Origin of the sequence: Microbulbifer sp. NBRC 101763 (assembly GCF_040371615.1) — a bacterium.
Classification (GTDB): Bacteria; Pseudomonadota; Gammaproteobacteria; order Pseudomonadales; family Cellvibrionaceae; genus Microbulbifer; species Microbulbifer variabilis.
Genome location: NZ_BAABQV010000005.1, coordinates 139414 through 165276 on the forward strand (window position 1 = coordinate 139414; position 25863 = coordinate 165276).

General features: G+C 46.8%; 22 protein-coding genes. 11 read left to right on the forward strand and 11 right to left on the reverse strand.

All coding sequences use genetic code 11. The features are described 5' to 3' along the window. The first annotated feature begins 28 nt into the window (after positions 1–28). The 5 genes from xthA (at position 29) to arsJ (ending at position 4127) form a co-directional block, all read left to right on the forward strand. Positions 29–844: an exodeoxyribonuclease III gene (gene xthA, locus ABWV76_RS13460; RefSeq protein ID WP_020412861.1), complete on the forward strand. Its 816-nt coding sequence runs from the start codon at positions 29–31 to the stop codon at positions 842–844. Between the two features lie 104 nt (positions 845–948). Further along, positions 949–1368 carry an arsenate reductase ArsC gene (locus tag ABWV76_RS13465; protein ID WP_353376228.1) on the forward strand — a complete coding sequence of 140 codons (420 nt, stop codon included), beginning with the start codon at positions 949–951 and terminating at the stop codon, positions 1366–1368. Between the two features lie 19 nt (positions 1369–1387). Beyond that, the gene (locus ABWV76_RS13470; RefSeq protein WP_020412863.1) at positions 1388–1732 is read left to right on the forward strand and encodes a metalloregulator ArsR/SmtB family transcription factor; all 345 of its coding nucleotides are present in this window, start codon (positions 1388–1390) and stop codon (positions 1730–1732) included. A gap of 85 nt (positions 1733–1817) precedes the next feature. Continuing rightward, positions 1818–2825, forward strand: a complete 1008-nt coding sequence (locus tag ABWV76_RS13475; RefSeq protein WP_282953424.1) for an ArsJ-associated glyceraldehyde-3-phosphate dehydrogenase — start codon at positions 1818–1820, stop codon at positions 2823–2825. A gap of 57 nt (positions 2826–2882) precedes the next feature. Continuing rightward, positions 2883–4127, forward strand: coding sequence for an organoarsenical effux MFS transporter ArsJ (gene arsJ / locus ABWV76_RS13480; RefSeq protein ID WP_353376229.1), 1245 nt, complete (start codon positions 2883–2885; stop codon positions 4125–4127). A gap of 457 nt (positions 4128–4584) precedes the next feature. Here arsJ and ABWV76_RS13485 read toward each other — a convergent pair whose 3' ends face one another. Continuing rightward, positions 4585–5190 carry a cytochrome b gene (locus ABWV76_RS13485; protein ID WP_353376230.1) on the reverse strand — a complete coding sequence of 202 codons (606 nt, stop codon included), beginning with the start codon at positions 5188–5190 and terminating at the stop codon, positions 4585–4587. 238 nt (positions 5191–5428) lie between these two features. On the opposite strand from ABWV76_RS13485, the gene ABWV76_RS13490 reads away from it, so the two are divergent. The 3 genes from ABWV76_RS13490 to ABWV76_RS13500 are packed head-to-tail and all read left to right on the forward strand — an operon-like array spanning position 5429 to position 8748. Continuing rightward, complete coding sequence (locus ABWV76_RS13490) at positions 5429–6868, forward strand: alpha/beta hydrolase family protein (protein ID WP_353376231.1); 1440 nt, start codon at positions 5429–5431, stop codon at positions 6866–6868. A gap of 53 nt (positions 6869–6921) precedes the next feature. Further along, positions 6922–8016 (forward strand): sensor histidine kinase, encoded by a 1095-nt coding sequence (locus ABWV76_RS13495; protein WP_353376232.1) that lies wholly within the window; start codon positions 6922–6924, stop codon positions 8014–8016. Positions 8017–8031: 15 nt separating this feature from the next. After that, positions 8032–8748, forward strand: coding sequence for a LytR/AlgR family response regulator transcription factor (locus ABWV76_RS13500; RefSeq protein WP_353376233.1), 717 nt, complete (start codon positions 8032–8034; stop codon positions 8746–8748). Between the two features lie 118 nt (positions 8749–8866). On the opposite strand, the gene ABWV76_RS13505 is transcribed toward ABWV76_RS13500, so the two are convergent. From ABWV76_RS13505 to ABWV76_RS13530, 6 genes are all read right to left on the reverse strand, one after another. After that, a complete protein-coding gene (locus ABWV76_RS13505) occupies positions 8867–10270 on the reverse strand; it encodes an FAD-binding oxidoreductase (protein WP_353376234.1) in 1404 nt (467 codons plus the stop codon). Between the two features lie 214 nt (positions 10271–10484). Continuing rightward, positions 10485–11138, reverse strand: coding sequence for a DUF6962 family protein (locus ABWV76_RS13510; RefSeq protein ID WP_353376235.1), 654 nt, complete (start codon positions 11136–11138; stop codon positions 10485–10487). Between the two features lie 313 nt (positions 11139–11451). Further along, positions 11452–11877, reverse strand: coding sequence for a hypothetical protein (locus ABWV76_RS13515; RefSeq protein WP_282953417.1), 426 nt, complete (start codon positions 11875–11877; stop codon positions 11452–11454). 89 nt (positions 11878–11966) lie between these two features. Further along, the gene (locus tag ABWV76_RS13520) at positions 11967–13256 is read right to left on the reverse strand and encodes a DSD1 family PLP-dependent enzyme (protein ID WP_353376236.1); all 1290 of its coding nucleotides are present in this window, start codon (positions 13254–13256) and stop codon (positions 11967–11969) included. A gap of 98 nt (positions 13257–13354) precedes the next feature. Beyond that, entirely contained in the window at positions 13355–14746 is a 1392-nt protein-coding gene (locus tag ABWV76_RS13525; RefSeq protein WP_353376237.1) for a D-arabinono-1,4-lactone oxidase, read from the reverse strand. A gap of 6 nt (positions 14747–14752) precedes the next feature. Next, positions 14753–15142: a c-type cytochrome gene (locus tag ABWV76_RS13530; protein ID WP_282953413.1), complete on the reverse strand. Its 390-nt coding sequence runs from the start codon at positions 15140–15142 to the stop codon at positions 14753–14755. Positions 15143–16166: 1024 nt separating this feature from the next. Here ABWV76_RS13530 and ABWV76_RS13535 point away from each other — a divergent pair. Continuing rightward, positions 16167–16580: a hypothetical protein gene (locus ABWV76_RS13535; RefSeq protein WP_353376238.1), complete on the forward strand. Its 414-nt coding sequence runs from the start codon at positions 16167–16169 to the stop codon at positions 16578–16580. 485 nt (positions 16581–17065) lie between these two features. On the opposite strand, the gene ABWV76_RS13540 is transcribed toward ABWV76_RS13535, so the two are convergent. Then, positions 17066–17635 (reverse strand): DJ-1 family glyoxalase III, encoded by a 570-nt coding sequence (locus ABWV76_RS13540; RefSeq protein ID WP_353376239.1) that lies wholly within the window; start codon positions 17633–17635, stop codon positions 17066–17068. 241 nt (positions 17636–17876) lie between these two features. On the opposite strand from ABWV76_RS13540, the gene ABWV76_RS13545 reads away from it, so the two are divergent. Continuing rightward, the gene (locus ABWV76_RS13545; protein WP_353376240.1) at positions 17877–18782 is read left to right on the forward strand and encodes an aldo/keto reductase; all 906 of its coding nucleotides are present in this window, start codon (positions 17877–17879) and stop codon (positions 18780–18782) included. A 14-nt stretch (positions 18783–18796) separates the two neighbouring features. On the opposite strand, the gene ABWV76_RS13550 is transcribed toward ABWV76_RS13545, so the two are convergent. Then, entirely contained in the window at positions 18797–19195 is a 399-nt protein-coding gene (locus ABWV76_RS13550; protein WP_282953408.1) for a hypothetical protein, read from the reverse strand. A 160-nt stretch (positions 19196–19355) separates the two neighbouring features. Then, complete coding sequence (locus tag ABWV76_RS13555; protein ID WP_353376241.1) at positions 19356–20183, reverse strand: S1/P1 nuclease; 828 nt, start codon at positions 20181–20183, stop codon at positions 19356–19358. Between the two features lie 239 nt (positions 20184–20422). On the opposite strand from ABWV76_RS13555, the gene ABWV76_RS13560 reads away from it, so the two are divergent. Beyond that, positions 20423–23560 carry a TonB-dependent receptor gene (locus ABWV76_RS13560; RefSeq protein WP_353376242.1) on the forward strand — a complete coding sequence of 1046 codons (3138 nt, stop codon included), beginning with the start codon at positions 20423–20425 and terminating at the stop codon, positions 23558–23560. Between the two features lie 79 nt (positions 23561–23639). Here the strand turns inward: ABWV76_RS13560 and ABWV76_RS13565 are convergent, their stop codons facing one another. Continuing rightward, entirely contained in the window at positions 23640–25850 is a 2211-nt protein-coding gene (locus ABWV76_RS13565; RefSeq protein WP_020412886.1) for a hybrid sensor histidine kinase/response regulator, read from the reverse strand. Positions 25851–25863 lie beyond the last annotated feature (13 nt).

Here is a 25863-nt window from a genome sequence, read left to right on the forward strand (position 1 = left end):
CCGGCCTTTTTTATTTTTGGGGGAATAAATGAAAGTCGTTTCCTTTAACGTCAACAGCATTCGTACACGCCTGCATCAGATGGAGGCACTGGTAGACAGCCATAAGCCGGACATAATCGGCTTGCAGGAAACCAAAGTTACCGATGAAGATTTTCCGGTAGATGCGATCCGGGACCTTGGCTATGAGCTGATCTACTTTGGCCAGAAAACCCACTACGGCGTCGCCCTACTCTCACGCCTTCCCTTTGTCGATCGAGAGTACGGCTTCCCCACTGATGATGAAAATGCCCAACGCCGTATGGTTATGGGTAAATTTGATATCGGTGGCAAGGAGCCGCTGACAGTGATTAATGGCTATTTTCCCCAGGGTGAAAACCGCGAGCATCCGGTAAAATTCCCGGCCAAGCAAAAGTACTACGCAGACCTTGATACCTTTTTGCAGACCACCTGCAAACCCAATGCTCCAGTACTGGTAATTGGAGATATGAATATTTCCCCTAGTGATCTCGACATCGGTATTGGCGAGCCCAATCGCAAGCGTTGGCTTCGCGACGGCAAGTGCAGCTTTCTGCCAGAGGAGCGCGAGTGGCTGCAGAAAATCGAGGCATGGGGATTGGTGGACACTTTTCGTGCACTTAATCCAGAAACTAACGATGTGTTTAGCTGGTTTGATTACCGCAGCCGCGGGTTTGATCGCGATCCCAAGCGTGGTCTGCGTATCGACCTGATCATGGCTAGCAACCCTCTCATGGAAAAGTGCATCGCTACTGGAGTAGATTACGATATACGCGCTATGGAGCGCCCTTCTGACCACGCCCCGGTTTGGGCCGAATTTAAGCTCTAACCACCTTCTAATGAAAACCGGGATCTGTTCCCGGTTCTTTTCCTCTTTGAATATATGATTTTCCATATATAATAGAAAGAGATAAAGCTGGCAGGTGCAACGCTGTGAAAAAGCGGGTTTTGTTTATCTGTGCTGGGAACTCAGCCCGATCGATTATTGCTGAGGCGCTACTGCGTTATCACTCCGGGGTCTTCTTCGAAGTTGCCAGTGCAGGTACCAGCCCAGAACCCGTGGATATTCGGGCAATCAGCGCCTTGAAACGCTTTGGGATACCCATACAAGGATTGTATTCCAAGTCTCTGGATGAAGTATCCAACCAGAGTTTTGACCTGGTGATTACCCTGTGTGACAAAAGCCAAAGAGAGTATGTACCTTCGCCCACCCATAGCAAAATAATCGCTTGGGACTTTGAAGACCCGGCCACGCGCCATTGCTTCAAGCCATTTTACACAACGGTGAGAGAGCTAAGCACTCGCATTAAATTGTTTGCCTTGGTGCAAACCAAAACTGCCAAAGCGGCCTGACAGAAGCCCGGGGAAAACTTTGAATCCAGTTCAGTTTTACAAGTGCCTTGCTGACGATACCCGCCTTCGCACCCTTCTATTAATCGCTTATGAAGGTGAGCTTTGCGTGTGTGAGTTGACCGCTGCCCTAGGCCTTAGTCAACCGAAAATTTCCCGGCACCTGGCCCTTTTACGCAGCGCGGATCTTTTACAAGACCGGCGTCAGGGACAGTGGGTTTTCTACCGTATCAATCCAGCTCTAAGCGACTGGACAAAAAATATCCTTCAAGACACTTTACAAGCAAACCAGCAGTTCATCGCCAAGGATCTACGGAATCTGTTCCAGATGGGGGAAAGGCCCGAACGTGCGAGTCTGTGTTGTTGATGGCCCTAACAGTACCCTATTAACTGTAAAAATTTGTCTGTATATATATGAATTTCCATATATATGGATTCAAGGAGAAATATAGATGACGATAAAAGTCGGAATCAATGGTTTTGGCCGTATTGGTCGATTGGTACTGCGCGCAGCATGGGACTGGCCGGACATAGAGTTTATTCAGATTAATGACCCCTCAGGCGACGCCCATACCCTGGCCCACCTCCTGAATTTCGACTCTGTCCATGGCCGCTGGCACAACACAGCGAAATCCACTGATCACACTATTGAAATAGATGGCCTCAAAGTAGCGTGCAGTGCGAATACCGAAATCTCCAAGACCGATTGGAGCCGCTGCGATCTTGTCATTGAAGCCTCTGGTAAAATGAAAACCTCTGCAATTTTGCAAGCGTACCTTGATCAAGGCGTAAAACGGGTGCTTGTCTCCGCTCCTGTTAAAGAGGCCGGTGTGCCCAATATTGTCCTGGGGGTGAATCAGCATATTTACGATCCCGACAAACACCCTATTGCTACTGCCGCCTCCTGTACCACTAACTGTCTAGCGCCAGTTGTGAAAGTCATTCACGAAAACCTGGGTATTAAACATGGCTCCATCACGACCATTCACGATATTACCAATACCCAAACAATACTTGATGCCCCCCACGCAGATCTGCGCCGGGCCAGGGCTTGTGGAGCCAGCCTGATCCCGACAACTACAGGATCAGCCACAGCTATAACTGCGATTTTCCCTGAGTTGACTGGCCGGTTAAATGGCCACGCCGTACGTGTACCCCTGGCAAACGCCTCGTTGACCGACTGTGTTTTCGAAGTCGAACGCCCCACCACTGCCGAGGAAGTTAACCTGTTACTGCAAACCGCCTCGAAAAGAGAGCTGAAAGATATTCTCGGCTATGAGGAGCGCCCTCTGGTATCGGTGGATTACAAAACCGACCCACGCTCCAGCATTGTCGACGCTCTCTCGACCATGGTGATCAATGGTACCCAGGTTAAAATTTATACCTGGTATGACAACGAGTGGGGGTACGCGAATCGTACCGCGGAACTAGCCCGGATGATCGGAAACATGGATCGCTGATTAAATCTGGGGAACCTAGAAGCCAGCAATATTACAATATTGGTAAAGTTCAGTTCGATGCAGTTACTTTCCTCTTTGCCCCCGCCAGTTCGCCAGTATTTGCTGGTAACTGGCAACTATTGGTCATTTACCTTGACCGATGGCGCCCTGCGAATGCTGGTGTTAATGCATTTCCACAAATTAGGCTATGCCCCGCTGGAAATCGCATTGCTCTTTCTTTTCTATGAATTGTTCGGGGTGATCACCAACCTTGTTGGAGGTTGGCTGGGTGCCCGCCTCGGCCTCAACCGCACCATGAACATGGGGTTGATGCTGCAGGTAGTAGCTTTAATAATGCTGCTGGTACCCTCAAATCTGCTCTCTGTCCCCTGGGTGATGGGTGCCCAGGCCCTGTCAGGCATCGCCAAGGACCTCAACAAGATGAGTGCGAAAAGTGCTATCAAGTTGTTGCTCCCGGCACATGCCCAAGGTCCGCTCTACCGTTGGGTAGCCCTGCTTACCGGCTCCAAGAACGCCCTTAAGGGATTGGGATTTTTTCTGGGTGGGGTCCTGCTCGCTCTGGCGGGATTTCGCGGTGCTATCCTGATCATGGCCATATGCCTGGCAGGGGTTTGGATTCTCAGCAAGAAATTTCTTCGCAGGGATTTAGGAAAGGCTAAAGCCAAGAAGCGCTTTCGCGACGTATTTTCCAAGAGCCGAGCAGTAAACGCCTTAGCTGCCGCTCGGCTATTCCTTTTTGCTTCCCGTGATACCTGGTTTGTCATTGCCCTGCCAGTTTTCCTGGCGAGCCAATTTGGCTGGGGGCATTGGCAGATAGGCGCTTTCCTAGCGGTCTGGATAATCGGCTATGGAGCTGTACAAGCATTAGCCCCAAAAATCACAGCCAGTATTTCCCCGAAAGCCCCAGATGGCAGGACCGCCTTATACTGGTCAGCTGCACTGGCAATGGTCCCAGCAACAATAGCCTTGGCATTGCACTCCGGTATTCATCCCCTGCTTACAACCCTGTCGGGGCTGATGGTTTTTGCCTTCGTATTCGCAATCAATTCCTCACTACACAGCTATCTGATTGTCTCCTATGCGCGAGAAGATGGAGTTTCAATGGATGTAGGCTTCTACTATATGGCAAACGCCATGGGGCGCCTACTTGGAACCCTATTGTCCGGGTGGATTTTTCAGATAGCAGGAATTGAAGCCTGCCTGATAATTTCTTCTATATTCTTAATGGCAACTGCGCTGATATCCCTGGCTCTGCCAAAACAGGGAGATGAAGATAGCCCTGCCGCCACTGTTGTCAGCTAAGTGCAAATTGATTCCTCAAAGCCGACTAATTCAGCAACGGGATAGATCCTTCCCGCTGAATCACAGCCAGTGATCATCACCAAGGCACCAAACAAAGTAACTTTTGATGTTATCTGGATCCAACTCCACATACATCCCCCTGCAAAACATAAGCTCCAGACTTGCTCTGGGCAAAATCAATCCATAAATCCGCAACTCGCCCAACGGATACCTAATCCATGGAAACTTTATTCATTAAAAGCCATTGAGCCTTAAAGGAAAGGACTTTATCGGGGCCAATGCTGACCAAGGAACAGTTGCCCCAACAGGCAATAAACCTGCAAGAGGGACACCTGGCGGATAAAGCTTCCACATGTAGGGTAGGAAATCGGCCCGTATCTTTCCATGCCAAGTTAGCACCAATTTCTGCCATTGGCGGACATCAGCCTAAACTTCCCAAATCATCTACTCAGTGGGACTACCCCCTTCCCCGGCTATCTCTATCAATCGTCATACGTAATAGAGTTCGATCTTTCTTGATAAAGTGATGATACAAAGCGGCCAATACATGCCCGAGGATTAGCAGCCAAACCAGCCACTCACCCAAGACCTCCTTATGGATAAAGTCCACGGGCTCCTCAAATTGTTCAAAAGTCATACCAAGACCATTCTGTACCCATGAACCAAAGAGCCAAGTATCAGCAAACTTGGGGATTTCAAACAAGAAGAAGTAATCCGTGTTGACCCCCGTACCCAGATAGCCGGTCAATGGAGTGATGATCATTATCAGATATAAAGCATAATGGCCAATATGTGCTGCTACATGTTCCAAGCGAGAGCCGGGCTCCAGTAATGGTGCTGGATTCATCAACCTCCATAAAATACGGAGAACAACCAGTGTACCTATGGTTACTCCAATAGACAGGTGAAACTGCAAAGCGACCAAGTTCTCAGGGGTTTCCTCTTGAGTGAACCATTGTCGATAGTAAACGCTGATATAGGAGCTAAGGAATAAAAGGGCAATGGACCAGTGAAGCCACTTGGCTATTGAGCCGTAGCTATGATCGTTGTTTCTAAGGGGCATCAATCACTACCTATCACAGAGTAATTCTCACAAGATAGTAGTTCGTACTACCCAATAGCAACTGGAGAATTTAGGACAAGATATTCAAATTTTTGAATAGATAGGAGCATCCAGTTCCTTCCCCACTCCCTGTTACCGTTCGCCAGCTATATAAGCCACTCATCCTACTTTTATCACAGGAAAAAAATCCGCCCCTAGAATGCCACTCATTCAGTGAAACAGCACAGGCAAAACACTTATGCAAATTCTGCAATCTGGAATAAATAGCGTTAAATTGGGATTAAAATCTCTTATCCTCGCTACAAGCCTATCTTCCACTTACGTCATGGCTGGAGGTATCGATGGTATCTGGAAAGCAACTTTTCAGGTTGCTAACGAAGAAACGCTACCAGTAGTAATTCATATTGACCAAGAAAATGGCGATTGGACAGGCGTATTGGATAGCCCCTCCCAAGGTAAATATGGAATGGAGATGTCTACGTTAGAGATAAGATCGAATAGTATCGCATTCGAAGTGGAAGACTTACATATCAAGTATGAAGGTGCATACAATAATGACGTTGACCTGATCTTTGGTACCCTCACTCAAAGAAAATCATTGCCTCTAAACTTTAGAAGGGCAGCTGACGGTACTAGTGATACACCTAAAAACCGTCCCCAGACACCAAAACTTCCTTTTCCATACGCTGTCGAGGAGGTTAGTTTTAAAAATAAAACTGCCAATATCACCCTGTCTGGAACACTGACAAAGCCTACATCCACTGTTAAAGCAACTGCGGTTCTTATTAGCGGTTCCGGCCCCCAGGATCGGGACGAAACTCTATTCGGGCATAAACCATTTGCAGTAATCGCCGATTACTTGACACGCCAGGGTTACGCAGTCTTAAGGTATGATGACCGTGGAATTGGTGAGTCTACCGGGGATTTTTTTACGGCAACTAGCGCAGACTTCGCCAGCGATACCAGCGCTGCAGTTGACTACCTCAACAGCCGCAGCGATCTTCCCAAGGGCAAAGTCGGTTTAATTGGACATAGCGAGGGAGGCATGATAGCTCCCATTGTTGCCAGCAACCGTGAAGATATCGCATTTGCTATCTTGCTTGCCGGTCCAGGTGTTAAAATACCACAACTTCTCGTGGATCAGTGGTATAAGGATAGGAAATTTAATGGTTTAGATAAACAAAAGCTCAAAAAACTCCGCGAGTTAGACAAAGAAATTTTCAGCCTGATTAGCCAGCTAGAGGAGAAAGAAACTATCAGCGGGGAGATTCACCAACTCCTCCTCAAGAGCGCCAGACTCGAGGGAAACCAGGATGACGAACTGGAGGCAGAAGTTGAGCAATTAAAGAGGCAATACTCTACACCTTGGTTTCGGTATTTTCTCAAGTTCAACCCTGAGCCCTATTTAGAGCAAACAAAGGCCCCATTACTGGCTCTCAATGGCTCTCTGGATTTTCAAGTAAATGCGAAGATGAACTTGAACAATATGCATAGAGTTTTAAGCAGGACAGGTCACCCCGACTTTCAAACTTTCGAGCTCGAACAGATGAACCACCTGTTTCAAATAGCAAATAAAGGCTCCTCTTCTGAATATGCTGAAATAGAGGAAAGCTTCTCTCCAAAAGCCCTGAAGATAATGTCCTCATGGTTAAACGAGCGCTTTGGCCTAAATCCTTAGTAGTAAAATGCGGCTCCTGCTTAAGGAGCCGCATTGCCAATATGTAAAATTTTATGAAATTTCTCAAGTCCCCTACTCCAACAGCAAAATTTTTGACCTACCACTTTGGTGGCTGGTTAATATTCGCTTTGGTGAATACTTTTTCACTTGGATTACTTACCCAGCACAATTTTGAAAAAAATGCCATACAAGTAGCAACTGTAGTAATAAGCCTTGGCTTATCCACTTTATTCATCCGAGAAATCATATATCGTTTCGATCTTATCAATACAAGCTGGCGTAAGCAGTGGATATATTTCCTCACCACTTCAATCCCTCTTGGGTTCATATGCGCCTTTATTGCCATTGGCTTTGTATATGCATATTACATCCATGCCGGATACGCAGTTCCGCCATCTTTCTGGGGAACTGTTCTTGACAACTGGCTTTTCCTTGTCCTTCTTATGATCGCTTGGACTTTTATTTACATTACAACTGTTAATAAGGATCGATTACACAAAGCTGAGCAGGAAGCTATACAGCTTAAACTGCAGCTCAATGAAGTCAAAATGAGTGCCCTAATGGGACAGCTCAACCCCCACTTTCTTTTTAATGGCTTAAATAATATCCGCGCATTAATCCTAGAAGACGCTGCGAAATCCAGAGAGATGCTAACAAACCTATCTGGCTTGTTACGTTATACTTTAGTGGCTCATAAACAGAAAACGGTACCCTTAAGAGATGAGCTGGAAATTGTATCCCAATACGCTGAGCTCTTAAAAATACAATATGAAGATCGTCTACGCTTCAACCTGGAAGTTGATCCGGCTTTAATGGAAGAGTCAATACCACCACTTTTAATACAGTTACTTGCTGAGAATGCAGTGCGCCATGGAATTGATAAATCCAGGATGGGAGGTGAGCTATTGATTAAAATTTTCAAAGAGAAAGACCATATATCGATCACAGTAACGAATCCTGGAACTTTAGAAAACCTTAACTCTGAAGTAACAACACCCGGTGAAAGGAAAGTCCAAAATACCGGACTTGGATTGATCAATATTAAAAAACGTCTATCTCTACAATATGGAAATAGAGCCTCATTTAATCTACAACAACAAGGTTTACTAGTTGTTGCCCAATGTAGCATACCCTCTTCTGCTTTTTAACTGACGGTATAAGAAGTGAAAGCCATTATCATTGAAGACTCACGACTCGCACGTAACGAATTGAGAGAATTACTTAAGCCCTATAAAGATATTAATTTGGTTGCAGAGGCCCAAGATTGTGAGCAGGCCGCTACGCTTATTTCCAAGGAACAGCCAGATTTGATTTTTCTGGATATCAACTTACCGGATGGAAGCGGTTTTGATATCCTGGATAAACTAGACTCTATCCCTAATATCATTTTTACAACGGCCTACGACGAATATGCAATTCAGGCTTTCGAAGTAAACGCTCTGGATTACCTGCTGAAACCAATTCATCCGGAGAAGTTAGAACGCGCTATCAATAAGGCCGTAAGTGATACCTTACCAGCTGCCAGCTCCAGCCAGGAAACCTATTTAAACACTAACAATAAAATCTTTATTAAAGACGGCGAACGCTGCTGGCTTATTGAGCTTGGACGTATAAGATACTTTGAAAACTGTGGCAATCATGCACAGGTCTTCTTTGATAATGATAAGGCTTTTATCTATAAGTCACTGGTTAAAGTTGAACAGCGCCTAAACCCGGAAACCTTTTTCCGCGTAAATCGACAACAAATTATCAATCTTAACTTCATTAAGGATATTCAACCCTGGATAAGTAACGGGCTACTTGTAACCATGGTAGATGGGAAAGAAGTAGAAGTCGCCAGGCGTCCCGCTACCCGCTTAAGGGATATGTTAAGTTTTTAGTCAACTTTTAACATATCCCACTTTAGAAGCAGGTGTTTCAGGTTATGGCAATATCAAAGTTAAATTTTTACTTTACTGTGATGTTGCCGTATTCGAACTCTTAATTTGTAAAATAGCCCTATGCTCTTTCAATACTCTGTGGATAGTTAAACCGATTACCTGGATCAAGTACACTTTTTAAACGCTGTAATCGGTCATAGGAATCCCCATAGTAGGCATTTTCATAATTCTTGATATTAATATCAGGATAATTCACATAGTGCTTAGTTATACCACTTTTGTGGAGCAACTCTTGAAGGTGAGCCATACTCTCCAGTCTTTGCACTTCATCGGCAGGTTTTTCCCAGTAACACTGAGCTTCTCCCAAATAATTGGCGTCCCTATGGACATAGGCCCCCTCATTTTCTTGGTGCAAACGACTTATCTCACCCCCCAATGTATTAATTTGAAAAACCGCTCCGGGGGTTTTACCCACGAGGGTAAAAATTTCCTCTATAGACCTACTGATATCATTAAAGCCACTATAATAACCAGCACTAAAATTCTTATAATACATAGCATTGGAACGGCCATAGTAATACTGAATACCCACCTCCAGAGGATCCGGCTTTAACTGGGCATTTTCATCCATTCTTTGGTCAAATTTTGACAAGATCCTTGTCATTACTCGATCATGATCTGTCGATGTTAGCATTACTGTCAATGTATTGCGGTTCAAGACAAAGGCAGAAAAGGCGTGGTCTGGTAATAACTCACACTGGTCAAACCAAAATCTTGCCAAATCAGCTGCGGCTCTCGGCGAGAGCTTATAAGACCTAAATCGGTGCTGATAAAGTGTTGTTGGTGCGGGAACCGTATCAAAACGCATTTCCGTTATCACGCCAAAATTACCATTACCACCTCCACGACAAGCCCAAAGCAGTTCTGGAACCTCATCTGAATCTACGGCGATACCCTTGGCATCTATCAGGCGCACGCCTTTCAAGTGGTCACATGTCAGCCCAAACTCCCGCGCAAACAGCCCATAGCCCCCACCTAGCGTGATACCTGAAAGCCCTACTGTCGCACAAGAGCCCGATGGCAGCAGGCGTCCCTTTGGTAGGCAATAGCTATATAATTGAACAAGCCTAACTCCAGGACCCGCTATCAACCTATTATCCGCTCTCAGCTCCAGCCCACTCATAAGGGAAACATCAATAACCAAACCATCATTATTTAAAGAAAAACCCTCGAAACTATGGCCTCCACTTTTGATATTGATGTCCAGGCTGTGTGTATTTGCGTAATGCACCGCTTGCTGAACACCCTTCTCGTTTTTGCATAACGCAATAATTCTTGGAAGGAAATCGATTCGCTTGTTAAATAGGCGTCGATAGAGATCAAATACAGCACTATCTCGCTGGAGGAACTCTACATCATCTTTAGAGTAATCCCCATATACAGTTCCAATTGGCAGGTACCCTGCAGGAATGCCCATTCCCAAGGTTTTGACAAAGTCTCTGCGGCCTACTGTTTGCTTCATTCTATTTCCAACGACGTTCATGAGCTCTGCTACTTATGCCGTATAATACAGAGATCAACTTCAACAGGAAACTTTAGCTGTTAACATACGAAGCACCTAACCTCTTGAGCAATAGGCCGCTATACATAGAGACAATATCAACCAAAACGGTATCTCTTCCAAAGCTCTGCTCGCTCAAATAAGGCAATCAACTATATACAATACTTTTAAGAACCTACTGGTTGTTTAGGAGTGCCCTTCTAATACCTAAAAAGAAGAGAATAACCGCTACGCTTTGCACCATATGATAAATCCCATTATGGTCAAAATCCCAGATTAACGTAATATATAGTGAATCTTTTGTTTGAATATATATGGCAATTAATGAAAGCAAGCCACCCAGTGCCATATACCAACTTCCATTTAACTTATTCAGCCAGGCTAACCTGCCATATCCAAATATAATAATAAATGTAATAGAGAATTGATAAATCACGTAAGCAAGAAACCCTTCAGGCCACAATAAAGTAACAACATAGAAGGCAATCCCGATGAGCGGAATATAAGGTAAAACTTTTTGCGTCGCCTTCTCGCCTAATAGATCAAAGCAAATTGCAGTGGTAAATGCTATTAGAAATAAACCAAGAAAGAAAAATAAGACTCTCCAGAGCCTCTGACTTAGCTGCACCGACAACTCTAAACCATGAATTGTTGCGGCCAATACAGTGACAACAATTGTCAGAAAGAAAAAAAATTTCCAGGCCAGATACTTCCTACCGCCCTTTGGGCTATATCGAACCAAATAAATCAGTGCCACTAATGCGATCAGGGCCAATATAATGTCCGTTGCGGCCGACGTCAGCTCTGTTTGCAGACTACTCAGTTTCATTGCTTTTTCAGGGCCCACTGATACCCATAGTTAATGATATATTGAACGGAAGATTAGTGATCCTAAGACTCTATATCACAATTCAAGATTATAGGTTGATACTGGTATGACTTTGGCCATACTGGCATCAATTACGACAGCTATCCAGTAGCTTCTCTCGGTTTAATAGTGTCACACTCATATCCCTGATCCATGACCCATAGTTATTCTATATAATCTAACCAACCGTATATTTACCAGAATTAGGAACTACAACTCCTCCGTTAATAGAATCTCATCCAACAAGAAAACTTCCTTTACTCAAATATACAAGTTATAAGTAATACCAAATCGCGACAAAGAGGTTTAGCAGCATCATTAGAAAGTCAACAATAAAAATAAAGCGCATTACCCCTTTAACCTGCCAGGCCCCTCCACCACTACGATTTTGAAGAGCAACAGGCACGTTGTAAATAAACTGTGAGCCATGCGTGACTGCAAAAGCAAGTAACAGTACTGCCCTCTGAATATCACCTGAAAAAGTAGAGAGATTAATTAACAGCAAAATATTGAGGAAGGCCAGGGAAAAGTTGAAACCACCGAGAAACTTTCCAGATTCAGCTAAGATACCAAAGACGGGGGTATCCCTATGCTCCCTGGGCACTACCAGCTTGGCAAAGATCTTTCCTCGTAATGAAAAAACATTAAATCCCATAAGAAACCAGATGGTATTTAATACTAAAACTATTACAAATATCATGTAAATTCTCCGATAATTATTTTTATAAAGATCTGCTAAAAATTAGCTATCTACACATAGCTAAATATATTCTAATCAATTATTAAGGTTTAGCTGTTACTCAATACAGGCCAGCGATCCACTATCTCTCCCCTGTCATATACTGCAATATCACCGAACTGAAGAAATACTGATTCACTTTGAGTTGGGCGCAGGAAAACCCAGTCATCTTCCACTAAGGTCACCCTGTCAGAGGCATTTAGCATTTCCTGATTTGTAGAGCGGCCATAAATAGGGTTTATTGATAATCCAGCGGGAGACTCAGGTAGTGCTTTCCAGTAACCCCCCGAAATAAAAAAGGTCTGAGCACGATTTGGGTTCAACCAACGCATTGCACCGGTAAGGTTTTCTATTCCCGGTATCTGGGTATGAGGTAACCTTTTGAGCACTGGGCTCGCAATAAACGCTGCAGGGATATGATCCGATAGTGTGGGAATATCAAAATCCGTTGGCTTGACCAGACAAGAGCCAGCCGCAAGCTCGGTGCAGGGAGCAGTATTTCTCCTGGACTGGTACAGCTGGTAAGTCGGACTCCCCGCGCCATTTAACGTGAGTTCCGATGGAAATACAGCACCTAGCTGCCGTTTTGCTTGCTCCAATCTCTGCGAGTAGATATTGAGCCCCCGATCTATTGCCTTATCAGGGCCACCCAGTAAACCCGGCATCTTGGCAGCATGGGCGTCATAGCCCATAAACCCCGCAAGCTCCAATCCCTGCTCTCTCTGGATAATATTGAGCATTTCAGTAAGAGCTTGATCACTAGAAACCCCTCCCCTGTGCAAGCCAACGTCCAGTTCAATATTGATACGCAGTGATTGCCCAAGGCTATTGGCCAGCTCAGCATACTGCTGTAATCGGCGGGGGCTATCAATCAACCACTGCAACTGTTTACTAGGATCAAAACTGTTGCCTGTCGGTTTCGCATAAAAATCCTTGGCAGCAGCTATCGGTAAGGGTTTACCCAGCAGGATATCCGCCGATGGCTGGGCCTGAGCAAGCTGCCGTAAGAATGGCAAGTGAAATACCATGATCCGCTGTGTACCGGTTCGCCTGGTTACTGTTTCCAGTAAGCCAAGTGCGGGCAATGACTTTGCAACAATACGGAAATCATAATTCCCCTGAAGGTGGCTCGACAATGTATCGGCATTGTTCTTTAATCGATCGAGGTCAACCACCATGGTCGGACTCGACATGCCAGCTTTGTGCAGGGCTCTGGAAATTGATTCGAAATACTCACTATGCCCACCCTGCCCCAAGGCTTTTGGCCGCAACATGGGTACCGCTGCGGCAGCTCCCAGAACCACTCCCCCAAGCAACAATTTTCGGCGCTTGCTATCCAAAATATTTTCCTTTTGGCCTTTAGGGCAATCGCTACAAGATCATTTAATAAAAATAATTTATCAGCATTTTGCCCGAATAGAAGAGTTGTCAAAAAACATCAAGCAATTAGTGATTTTAAGTAGGAATTCAGGAACTTTCCGCTGGGGTCCAATTCTTGGCGAACTTTCATAAAGTCCTGCCAGCGTGGATAAAGCTTAGCGAAGTCCCCCCCCTCCAAAGTGTTTAACTTTCCCCAGTGCGGCCTGCCCCCATACTTACGCATAATTGGCTCCAGCACTTTGAACAGTGGCTGGTGATCCTCTTCAAAGTAACGGTGAACGGCTATCGAAATAGAATCCTGCTGATAGAAAGGACTCAGCCAGATATCATCCTGCTTAACGAAGCGGACCTCGATAGGAAAGAAAACATTAAGGTTGTTTTCTTCGATAGTGCTTTGAATCTCAGCAAATGCCGCTAAGCCTGCCTCCCTGGGCAGGTGGTATTCCATCTCATTAAAGCGGACATTGCGTTCGCTAGCATAGTTACGCCAGGAGGACTCCACTACTACTTCCTTTTCAATGTCTTCCATGGCGGACTGCAAGGCAAATCGGCGCAACTTGGGGGACCAGCCCAGCCAGTCTCTTACACTCTTAAGAGTCATCACTGCTTCATTGGTATCCTCACGCTCAGTGGAAAAGATATCCTCTTCTGTGAGCTGATGAGAATCAGCCATGCACATCCCGGAGAAAGGGATGTAATAGAACTCAAAGTTTCGATTAGAGTTCGCCAGCGATTCAGCTTGATCCAAAATCTCTTGCATAGGCGCCACCCAGGACTCACGGCGTAAGCGATAGCTGGGCTGATTTTGCATACGCACCTTGGTCACCAAGCCAAGGCACCCCAGGGAAACCTTGGCCGCAGAAAACACCTCCGGGTTATTCTCTGCATCGCACCAGAGGATATCACCATCGGCCATTACCATTTCCAGACCAGTAACATTACTGGACATGCAACCCAAATTCGCACCGGTGCCATGGGTGGCGGTTGCCAGGCATCCGCCAAGGGTTTGCTCATCGATATCTGGCTGGTTAATCAAGGCCTGCCCTACTTCCTCCAGAGGCTGGCCAATATCTGCTATCCGTGTGCCCGCATAGACCGTGGCTTGGGAGTTTTCGGCATTGTGGTCAGATAGTCCGCTAATACGACCGAGAGAAACTATCGTATCTTCTGTTGGCACCAGCGCAGTGAAAGAGTGACCAGCACCCACTGCACGCACAGTACCACTAGCCTCCGCCACTATTTCCTGTAATTCAGTAATATTTTTTGGTGCCAGGCGCCTATCGGGTATGCACTCCTGGGACCCCGACCAGTTTCGCCAGCGAATCTTACGGGGTTTAGCAGCATCAGCTGCCTGGACTAAAGTACGCGCTATTGATGATATTGGGGATGCTGCAAAAGCTGCAGATCCGGCAGCCAGGGTAGTGACGAAACGGCGACGTGATTGATGCATACTTCCCTACTCCGCCGTAGCCATAAAAGCGATCAACTGCTCAAACTGCTCTGGTGAGCATTCAAAGCAAAGGCCTAGCGGGGGCATCCCCTGAAAACCATTGATAGCATTATCTACCAATATATCCATTCCCTTATCCATACGTGGCTTCCAGTTATCCAAGTCGCCGGTTAAAGGCGCGGCACTAGCGCCGGTACCATGACAGCTACGACAGGTCCGAATATATATTTCTGCAAGATCAGAATCAGCTGGTGTCAGGGAAAGTGCGCGCTCACCCAGAGCTGCACGATTGGCAACTGTGCTCTCTGGTGATTTAGAGCATCCACTTGTAAGGAGGGCCAAAATTAGAAAGATGCCGACTAACCCAAGGCTTCGGCGCAGGCTTACCAATTCCATGTATGTACACCGACTACATTATTGTTAATTATCACTCAGAGATATAAATCTGAGAGGGTTTGTGTACTTAATTTTGTCACCATTGTTAAACAGACTGACCTCTAAAACAACTAGCGGAACTGGCCGGTCTGATAAGGGGGCGTTAGCCCAATTTTGTTGCGTACCAATTAAAGAAACTTTTACCGCTAGATATCATTACCCTCGCAACTTATCAAACCCCAATCGATACCTCACGTGTTTGTGCCCTTTCAAGAGGTCAGAAGTACTGGATACTTAAGTTGCCATAACCTCACGGTTTTTAGTGAAGCTCCTGAAAGCCAAGCAAAATAATTATTATTGAAAGAAATTCCTGTGCAAAATTATAACCATACCAAAATTAAAATACCGGGAAAGCAACCATTCATTTATAGCCTACATAAATAAGCTTTTAACTATTTTGAATCCACTGATAGGAACCTGCCTCTAGAACCACCTACCTATACAAAAAGATAGAAACCACCTAGCAACTACCTCAAAATTGACCTTTTGGTCAAGCCAGGCTTTGAACGCAAACAGCAATATGTGGCAAGACTACACTCTACTGACTACACATCCATCGTTATCCCAAACACCTTGTTTGTTACAACAAACGAAAACGGTAAGAAAGCCCTTAAGATTTTAGTTGACATATATCAATCTTATGTCTTTAATGGGGCTCTACAGTACAGAAGACAGCCATGAAAATCTTGGGGTCCATCGATATAGAACGTATTAACAAAGAGAATTCAAAAAGTCTTCGCCAAGGTTTTTGGCCATGGCAAAAATTACTGAGCATTATTTATGTTCTCTTATTGTGAGCGGCGAAAGCCAAATCAGCCAGCCAAGTATCCGTCATTTTTTAGATACGCTATTTGTACAGTAAGAACACGTGGCCCGCACCAACACTGCACAAGAAACATGAAGGAACTCAATATTTATACTTAAGGGAAATAACAGACATAGCAGACCAAGTCGTTTTTCGTTTACATACTATAAAGGAAGCACCGTGATACGCTTTGCACAAATAATTTCTACAATTTTTGTTTTTATCTTCACCTCTGCAGCTATAGCCTGTATATTTTTTCCCGGCTCAATTAGCGAAGCCAGTGGGTTTAATGCCGTCTCAGACTATGGCCTGACTAATGTGCGCACACTCGGTGCTCCTCTACTTATGTTAGCTGTGGTTACGGCAATAGGAACTTTCCGCCGGGATTGGATAATTCTTGTACCAGCCTCACTTTATTTCCTCTTTAATGGGCTAACTCGTGTTCTCTCTCTTTTCCAGGAGCAATACGATCCTATTATGATACGAGGGCTGATACTGACCTTTGTATTATTTTCTCTCTCTCTGGTTGTTATTTATATTTTCCGAAAATCAAAAACTAACTTAAAGCAAACCAACCAATTAGTCTCAGCATAAAGGGACGGGAACACAGAGTCCTTCAGGGGTTTTCAATGGGAGGATTTGGGGCAACGAAAATTGGTTTCAAATTTCTGAGTATTTCTCTAAGATAATCTCCTGGGATGGCGCCATCCACAGCCGAAGTACCCTTAAGAGCACCCGCCCCAGCATCGTCGAGCAAATGTTTGTCTCTGAAACTGACTTCAACAGCCACTCCCCTGGTTCCAGGTAAGCCAGTGGTCTAAAAAACGCGAAGAAATGCCTATGGATTTAGTATTCTTTACAGGTACCATGGATGCACCTGCAAATTACACCACTAGCTTTCTGCGAGAATTACAAAGCCTGGATATCCCTTTTCAGCACATTGAAACCAGTTGTCCCCACAGCCCTTTCTGCTTTTTTAGTGAAGACCGCATAAAAATAGCGTATGGCAGCAAGTAATCATGAGATACGAATATACCATCTCAATAAAAAGCTATGTGCACAAACTAAAATCGATGCAGTTATTCCGGCGGTAGATAAACATTCACAGTTTGAGCAATCGATTTTGATTGCTCCTCCCCAAACAAGCAGGTGACTAGTTGAAAAGCAAACTCTATCGCAGTACCTGGAGATTGACTAGTGATTAGGTTTCGATCAACCACCACTCGTTGGTCGCTAGTCTCCCTCACATATTGACTGAGTTCACGACGGAAAGTCCTATAACAAGTTGCTTTGAAATCAGTTATTAGGCCATGTCTACCAAGTACGATTACAGGAGCGGTACAGATTGCTCCTAACCAGCGCCCAGACTCAATTTGCTTTTGGATTAGCCTCATTAGAGGCTCCGAGTCATGCATATGCTCCGCCCCCTCCTTGCCTCCCGGTAGCGCAATTAAATCCCAAGTAGTATCCAGGCATTCCTCTAGGCTGCTGGGTGCCTCAATGACAAGGTCACGCAGGGTGGTTACACGCCTACTCGGCATAATTGATGCCAAAGTCAGTTTCGCGTCAGTTCGGCTCAAAATGTCGTAGATGGCAATAGCCTCGATATCTTCGTTACCATCAGCGATTGGAATCAGTATTTTTGACACAGTTACAGCTCCCATAAATACAGGGCTTAAGTATTTATAGACCTAACGTTTACAAACCACACACTTGAACCAACTCTTGACCATAAGGCTACTCCCGGTTCTCCAGATGTACGCAGTGGCCTACTCTACCGATGGGAAATTGTGCCCTGGTGACACTACTGGCTTAATGCCGCTCTGGATTCCTGTTAAGCATGCATAGTTCAGGCATAATCAAGATTTTTGATCTTTGACAGGAATGCTGATGGCTGAAAGTATCACACGCCCCCAGGGCCCATACCTCTCCGAACTGGTTCAGGGCTATTGGAGATTGGCTGACTGGGAAATGAAACCCCAGCAACGCCTTAGCTTCCTTGAACAACACGTAGACTTGGGAATTACTACCATAGATCACGCCAACATCTATGGTGACTATGAATGTGAGCAACTCTTTGGCGAAACATTAAAACTGCAGCCGGGTATGCGAGGGCAGATTCAAATAGTGACCAAGTGCAATATCAAGTTGTGCTCAGCCAAATTCCCCCTTCGAAAGGTTAACCACTACGATACCAGCTCTACACACATAATAGAGTCCGTTGATAACTCCCTTTCCCTACTGGGGACAGACTACCTTGATGTTCTTCTGCTCCACCGACCGGATGTCTTGATGAAAGCTGAAGAAGTTGCAGAAACTTTTACCAAGCTCCGAAAAGCTGGCAAGGTCCTGCATTTCGGAGTATCCAACTTTTCACCGAGCCAGTTTGCCTTGCTGCAGTCACGGCTGGAAGTGCCATTAGTAACCAATCAGGTTGAAATAAATCCGCTTAACTTTTCCGTGGCCCATGATGGCACCCTGGATCAATTGCAAATGCATCGGATACGCCCTATGGCTTGGTCCTGTCTCGCAGGGGGACGATTACTCAGTGGAGGCGATATACAGGCTCAAAGAGTGCTTAGTGAACTTGAATTACTCAAGGAAGAAATTGGTGCCAAAAGTCTCGACCAGGTGATTTACGCCTGGGTTAGACAACTGCCAGCCAATCCATTGGTTATTATCGGCTCAGGAAAAATAGATCGCTTGAAAGCTGCTGTGGATTCACTAAAACTCGAATTATCCCGGGAACAGTGGTATCGGATATGGGTTGCATCCAAGGGACATAATGTCCCCTAGTTAAAAAGGGGCGCCTAACTATCCCCTTCTCCTGCAGCACGAGACTTACGCCACTCTGAGTGTGCGGCAAGTATTGCGATGAGAATGAAAATGTTGATCGCGATCATCACCCATGGCCGGACTGCCAACGGAAACCAACTTGCGACAAATGGTATTAGGGGTATCGAAAAACCTATGGTTGCAAGCAGGGCAAAGCAATAAAAGACAAGGAAACCCCACCCCTTGTATGCCAGTAGGCCCACAGCGCTAAAGATAGCGAGTGCCAGCAGCAGTAACCCCAAACTGGCCACGCCGGGTGATGTTCCGAACATACTGATGCTTATGAAAAAAGACTTCCAGTGCACGATCGAAGTTAAAATAACAAGTACCCCGACTATTCGGGCCAGGTTTCTCGCCTGAGTTTTCATAATCACTTTAACTCCACCTTGTTGTGCTTGGCCAGCTCCCCAGCTGACAATTGCAGGGGAGCTGTATTACTAGATTATTAGCATAATCAAACAGGAACAATCAGTTCACGATCAAAACTAAGGCAATGGGAAGTGCTGATAGCCAAGCTTTACAACATTTCAAGCATTAATTGTCTGCGATGTTAATACCTCTCTCACCAAGGGCTTTATTCAACACTGCGGCCAAACGCACTCCACCTTGTTGCAGGCGCATTTCCACAGATTCCTGGCAACGCAGGAAGTACTTTTCTCCTAATTCGTATTCACTCGTATAAGCGAGTTTGTGGGCTAACTGGTGGGATTCCCGAGCCCACTGGGCCTCTGTTGTGGATTGCCACAAGTGGCGCTGGGCTGCGCTTATCTTTTCTGTTTGCTCTTTTGCATAACTGTGCCAATCGGAAACTATCCTGGATACTAAATGTATGTCCCATAGGGCATGTAAATTGGTGTCAATACCTAAAAACCGGACTTGGACATCATTGCCACCTTTATCTGAATACAGGCCTGTATGGAGTGGCTGATGCAGATCGCCGACAAAATGAGCGATAAACATTAAGGCTTCTGCACGCTCCTCTGATTTTCTGTTTCTATCATTTAAAATCTGCGAGAACTGCTTGATTGCCTTGAGGATGCAGCCCGCAGGCGGGCAATCCCTGGCCTCAACATAACTGGTCCACTCTTTGGACAAATTAATGTAGTGCATTGGAGCGGCCCAGTCGTATTGTTCATTAGAGCGGATACGATCCGCCCAAGTTGCTGACTCAGCCAAGTCCGGCTCATTTGCTCTTTGCAAAAGCAGCTGAACTTCACCAGCCACCTGAGGCTCCAGGTAGTGCCAGGCAATCTCACCCACTACCCGATGCCCATCATCCCCCCAGGCAACAGCCTTATTATTCAGCCCGAGAGTACTGAGCAGGAGTAGCGCTACTCGAAAGACATTAACCAGCCCGTTCATTGATTTTTCCATTGCAGTATTTTGTCGCCAACTTTAATGAGAGTTTGTGACAACTTGGCATCTATAGCCAACCTCTTCCGTAATCGTTACAGAACTGCAACAAATCGTTAACCAGTCCTTAAATATCACCCGCTAAAAAGCTCACTGGCCGGGACCTGGGGAAAGTGTCTCGGGAGCCGATTACAACCAGTACTCTCAAAGCCACTTTGTTGGCTCTTTTTTAAGACCAGGACTTAGTTATGAAACCTTCCATTTTCCGGCGCATGTGCCTATCCGCTGCAATTATCTCCGCGATTGGCACTTCACATGTTTCCCATGCACAGGAAACAGCCGCAGCTATTCGCGGCTCTATTACTGGCAGCGGTGGCGAAGTAATAAGCGATGCGAAAGTAACGGTGATTCATACTCCGTCTAACAGCCGTCGTGTAGCGCAAGTGGGGGAGTCCGGTCAGTTTAATTTGAGTGGTCTGCGTGTTGGCGGCCCTTACACGGTGACCGTTGAATCCGGCCAAGGCAAACGGGTACTCGAGGACATTTACTTATCGGTAGGCGATACCCTGCCGCTAATGCTAACCCTGGGTTCATCCAATCTTGAGGAGGTGAGCGTGCTTGGCCAAGCTTTGAGCAGTTCACGGCTTGCAGTAGGTCCCTCTTCCCACTTCAACAGCGACGACCTGAAAAGTGCGCCTGCTGGCGGTCGTGACATCAAGGACCTGCTGCGCCTAGACCCTCGTGTTTATATAGACGAGGCCAACGCAGATTCAGTCCAATGCGCCGGCGCCAACCCACGCTTCAACAGCCTGACTGTTGACGGCGTGCGTATGAATGACAATTTCGGCTTGAACAGTAATGGCTACCCAACCGAGCGCATGCCCTTCTCCTATGACGCTATCGACCAGGTGGCCGTAGAGCTCGCACCGTTTGATGTACAGTACGGAAGCTTCAGCGCTTGTAACATTAATGCTGTGACCAAGTCTGGCACTAATGAATGGCACGGTTCCTTTTTCTATGACTACACCGATGATGGCTTTCGTGGGGACTCCCTGGAAGGTGAGGACATTAACGTAGCCGAGTTTGATGAGAAGCGTTACAACGCTACTCTAGGTGGCGCCATTATTGAGGACAAACTGTTCTTCTTTGCTGCTTATGAGAAGCTTGAAGGCGTAGCTACTTTTGACCGGGGGCCCGCTGGAAGCAGTGCCGCAACTGAAGTCCAGGGCGTATCCCAAGCCCAACTGGATGAAATTGTGCGTATATCCAACGAAGTATACGGCTACAACCCAGGTGGTCTGCCCAGCAGCCTTCCAGAGGAGGACGAGAAGCTGCTGGTTAAGTTCGACTGGAACATCTCTGAAAACCATCGCGCAGCATTTACTTACAACTACAACGATGGCTTTTCTATCGCTGAGGCCGATGGAGATCCAGATGAGCTGGAGCTGTCCAATCACTACTATGAGCGCGGCGCAGAGCTGAACGCCTATGTAGTACAGCTCTTCTCAGACTGGAGCGATATCTTCTCTACTGAAATGAAGATTGGTTATTCCGAACTGGATAACCGCCAAAATTCCCTGGGAGGTACCGATTTTGGTGAAGTACAGATCAGCACCTCCTATGACCATGACAACGATGGCAGTGATACAGATGCAACCGTTTATCTGGGTGCTGATGATTCCCGCCACGCAAATAAACTGAGCTATGACAACTTGACCTTTAAGCTCGCCGGCAAGCTCCTTTTAGGTGAACACAACCTTACAGCTGGCTACGAGCACGAAAACTTCGATATTTACAACCTGTTCATCCAGGAGGCCGCTGGTGAATATCGCTTCAGTAGCATTGAAAATTTTGAGCAGGGCGTTGCCGACTTGATCATCTACGAGAATGCCACGGGTACCAATAATATCTTGGATGCCGCAGCTGAATTTGCTTACAGCATCGACACTCTCTATGTGCAGGATGAATACACTTTTGCTGACGCTGACCTCACAGTTGTAGCCGGCCTGCGCTACGATCGCTACAGTAGTGACGACAGACCTGTCGCTAATACAGATTTCGCAGCAGCCTATGGCTTTTCCAACCAACACACCATGGACGGCCTCGACCTTCTGCAACCCCGACTGGGCTTGAGCTGGAATGTTGATGATAACCTGGAGCTACATGGTGGAATTGGCCTTTACTCTGGCGGCAATCCGAATGTATGGATTTCCAATAATTACTCCAACAATGGCGTTATACAAATTGAAGCGAGTGATGGCAGCGGCACGCCATTATTTGATATGGACTGGGCTGGCAACGGCGCCCCAATTTTTGATGTACCACAGTCCCTATATGATCAGGTAGCCAGTGGAGATGGCACTTTAGGTGGTGTGAATATGATGGATCCGGATTTTGAAGTTCCATCGGTTTGGAAATATGCAATTGGCGGTAGCTATGAGTTTGAATCTGGCTATTTGCTCTCTGCCGATTACCTCTATAGTGATTATAAGGATGCAGCCATTATTCGGGACCTGTCACTGGAGCAGGTGAGTAGTACCGTCGATGGCCGTGCGGTTTACGCTAACACCAATGGTCGCAGGGGCGACTATATGCTCACCAATGTTGACGGCGATTCTGGCTACTCCAGCGTCTTCTCATTAGGACTCAGTAAATCTTTCGATTTCGGCCTGAATGTAGCAGTGGGTTACGCCTATACCGATGCTGAAGACGTAAACCCCATGACCAGCTCTGTAGCCTACTCAAACTACACCACCATCGCCACGGTAGATGCCCAGGACCCGGGTACGGCTACTTCAAACTATGTAGTTCCGCACCGATTCACTTTGAAGCTGGATTACGCCCAGGAGTTTTTCTCTGGGTATGAGACTCGCTTTACCCTCTTCGGTAGCGCTAACGAAGGTGTGCCCTATTCCTATACTTTCTCTGACCGTATCTTCGGTGATGGCGGCAGGGGCCGTGGGCTACTCTACGTTCCAACAGGCATGGGCGATGCGAATGTTGTCTTTGGGGATGACTTCGATACAGAGGCATTCTTCGCCTGGGTCGACTCTGAAGACCTGGACAGCGGTACTATGGAGCGCAACTCCCTCAGCAGCGATTGGTGGACTAAGTTCGATCTGCGTATTGACCAGGAGTTGCCTGGCTGGCGCGCTGACAACCGACTCAATGCTTTCTTTGTTATCGAGAACCTGGGCAACTTACTGAACGATGATTGGGGAGTAATGTACGAGGGTGCCTTCCCCCGCTTCCAAGCTGCCGTTGATGCCAGCATAGATGATCAGGGGCGTTTTGTTTTCAATGAATTCAATGATCCTGCTGGCCAAACCCGAGTCGCCGACGCCTCGCTGTGGAGTGCACGCATGGGAATTCGCTACGAATTCTAATCATAAAAAAGCCGCGGCAGTTGCCGCGGCTTTTTTACTTCCAGCCTGCTTAACAAACCGCAGCTGGATTTTTTTAGACTTACGCACTCCCAAGCCAACGGGCTAAGGTTTCTCTCAGTAAATCTTTACTTAAAGGCTTTGTCAGGTAGTCGTCCATTCCGGCGGCTAAGCAGCGCCCTTCAAACTGCTCTTCAGTAGTACTGGTCAGGGCAACAATTGGCAATCGATCGTCGGGCCGGTGTTCAGTTTCCCAGCGGCGCAACATCTCAATAATTTCCGCGCTGTGGTCAGTATTTTGCTGGCAATCTACCAACACCAGGTCATAGTGGCCTTCGGAGAGGCGAATAAGGGCCTCATCCCCATTGCCTGCAACATCCACCTGATAGCCTAAGGCCTGCAGCATTTCCTCTGTCACCCACTGGTGTGGACGGGACTCCTCTACCAATAACAGTGAATATTGACGTGGCTGATCAGCCCCCCCAGTTACTACTCTGCGTGTAGTTTTTTTAATTCCACCAAATATGCGCTCGACAATTACGTCATGTAACTCTTTGCGAGTCACTGGACGGCCGAGGTACTGAGCAGCAGGTACTGCGTGCTGTAGCTGGGCAAAGGAGGACTTCTGGCCAAACCCACCCAGGCAGATCACCGGACACTCCTTGCCTTCAGTGTGTGCCTTGTACATATACGGCGTTAACGAGTTAAAGAGCGTGTCATCTCCCATCGCCGGCACCAGGATTACCAGCTGATTGCGCTCCAAAGCCAGCTTAAGCAGCTTCTGTACCTCGCACTCGCAACCTTCACACCAACGCAGGGATTTCACATCCATACCAAACGAGCGCAATACCTGCACCAGCCCGGAAATAAACAGGCCCTTCTGGTGAATCAGCAATACTTCGCTATCCTGCAGACGGCGATCCGGGGTCAGGTAAGTGCGCTGGTTCGGCTCCATATCGAATTTGATTACCACTTGATAGCGATTGCCATCGGGAGTCGAGTGCAATTGCAGGTAGCCTCCCATCGCTTCTGCCAGCCCTTTGGCAATCGATAAACCCAGGCCGGTCGTAACCTGAGTGGTGTCCATTCGTGAGAAAGCACCGAACAATTCGCTTTCATCAGGGAGAATCTCACCACGCCCGTCATCCATCAGGGTAATATTCAACTGGCCTTCCACTGTCGTGATTGGCGTAAAGCTAACTTCCCCCCATAACTCACCGCGCTGGGCAATACCTGTTGCTGAATCTACCAAATTACGAATTAGCTGGGCCGTCTTGCGGTTATCCCCGGTAACCATTACTGGCAGATTGTCATCAATCTGGAAATTGAACTCCAAATCCTGGCCGTGGGCGGAGCGGGCGGCAAACTTAAAAGATTTCTCGATGGTTTTGACCAGATTAAAAGGTCCCTGGCGCAGGCGGATATCCTTTCGCGCCACTCGAGTGAATAACCCAACATTATCCACCAGCTTGAGCTGCTGACTATTGGCGGTTTTGGCAAGCTCAACCCACTCCCGCTGGCGGTCGCTGAGAGGCTCCGCTTCCAATAATGCCATTGCGCCAAGAGCATCTGATAGCTGGCTGCGAAACTCCTGACCGATATTAACGATAAACTCGTTAGTCAATTCCACCGCAGCTTCTGAGTGCTTGCGCGCGGCAGCCAGACTGCTGGCACGCTGCTGTAGCTCCTGCATGGCCGACAGTCGCTCCCAGTAATTTTCTGATTCGCGCCGCCCCTGGTGTGCAGTAAGCCAAATAAAAGCAAGGGTCAGGGTGCCGTAAATTGTGCCGAGGACCATTCCCGAGAACAGAGCCATCAGAGCCGCTGGCAGTAGAGAAGTGGCAGTAAACCAGGTGAGAAAACGATGATATGGAGAAAATACCGTAGTCACACTTGAGCAGAATATAACCGAGTAGATCCACAGAAAGTGCGTTTCAGGCGCAAAGCCCATCAGGTAGACAAAGTAAAACAGTGTCAAACCCCACCAAATGGAGCCAAGAATAGAGACGAAGAAATAATGGTTTCGCCAGCGGTTCGGTCCCGCGCTGTAAAGGGAGTCGAAGCGGAATACGTAGTAGCCCCTGATCAGGGTGAGTATCACCAAGCCCCCACCCAGGATCAGTAAAAGGCGCGGTGCTTCCAGGCGCATATCCCCGATTGTGGCGGCAATCAGGAAGGCACAGAGGGAGAGCAGCATACCCCGCCGGCTGTATTTAGCGATACGCATATCAGTGGCGCGACAAATACGTCGGTCTTTCTGAACCTTCAGTTCAGGGCGATCAAATAGTGGCATTGCGACCTTCCCT

Bases quoted from the DNA above. Each gene is read 5' to 3' on its own strand.
- xthA (WP_020412861.1), top strand. From the start codon at position 29: ATGAAAGTCGTTTCCTTTAACGTCAACAGCATTCGTACACGCCTGCAT.
- ABWV76_RS13475 (WP_282953424.1), top strand. From the start codon at position 1,818: ATGACGATAAAAGTCGGAATCAATGGTTTTGGCCGTATTGGTCGATTG.
- arsJ (WP_353376229.1), top strand. From the start codon at position 2,883: ATGCAGTTACTTTCCTCTTTGCCCCCGCCAGTTCGCCAGTATTTGCTG.
- ABWV76_RS13485 (WP_353376230.1), bottom strand. From the start codon at position 5,190: ATGCCCCTTAGAAACAACGATCATAGCTACGGCTCAATAGCCAAGTGG.
- ABWV76_RS13490 (WP_353376231.1), top strand. From the start codon at position 5,429: ATGCAAATTCTGCAATCTGGAATAAATAGCGTTAAATTGGGATTAAAA.
- ABWV76_RS13495 (WP_353376232.1), top strand. From the start codon at position 6,922: ATGAAATTTCTCAAGTCCCCTACTCCAACAGCAAAATTTTTGACCTAC.
- ABWV76_RS13505 (WP_353376234.1), bottom strand. From the start codon at position 10,270: ATGAAGCAAACAGTAGGCCGCAGAGACTTTGTCAAAACCTTGGGAATG.
- ABWV76_RS13510 (WP_353376235.1), bottom strand. From the start codon at position 11,138: ATGAAACTGAGTAGTCTGCAAACAGAGCTGACGTCGGCCGCAACGGAC.
- ABWV76_RS13515 (WP_282953417.1), bottom strand. From the start codon at position 11,877: ATGATATTTGTAATAGTTTTAGTATTAAATACCATCTGGTTTCTTATG.
- ABWV76_RS13525 (WP_353376237.1), bottom strand. From the start codon at position 14,746: ATGCATCAATCACGTCGCCGTTTCGTCACTACCCTGGCTGCCGGATCT.
- ABWV76_RS13530 (WP_282953413.1), bottom strand. From the start codon at position 15,142: ATGGAATTGGTAAGCCTGCGCCGAAGCCTTGGGTTAGTCGGCATCTTT.
- ABWV76_RS13545 (WP_353376240.1), top strand. From the start codon at position 17,877: ATGGCTGAAAGTATCACACGCCCCCAGGGCCCATACCTCTCCGAACTG.
- ABWV76_RS13555 (WP_353376241.1), bottom strand. From the start codon at position 20,183: ATGAACGGGCTGGTTAATGTCTTTCGAGTAGCGCTACTCCTGCTCAGT.
- ABWV76_RS13560 (WP_353376242.1), top strand. From the start codon at position 20,423: ATGAAACCTTCCATTTTCCGGCGCATGTGCCTATCCGCTGCAATTATC.
- ABWV76_RS13565 (WP_020412886.1), bottom strand. From the start codon at position 25,850: ATGCCACTATTTGATCGCCCTGAACTGAAGGTTCAGAAAGACCGACGT.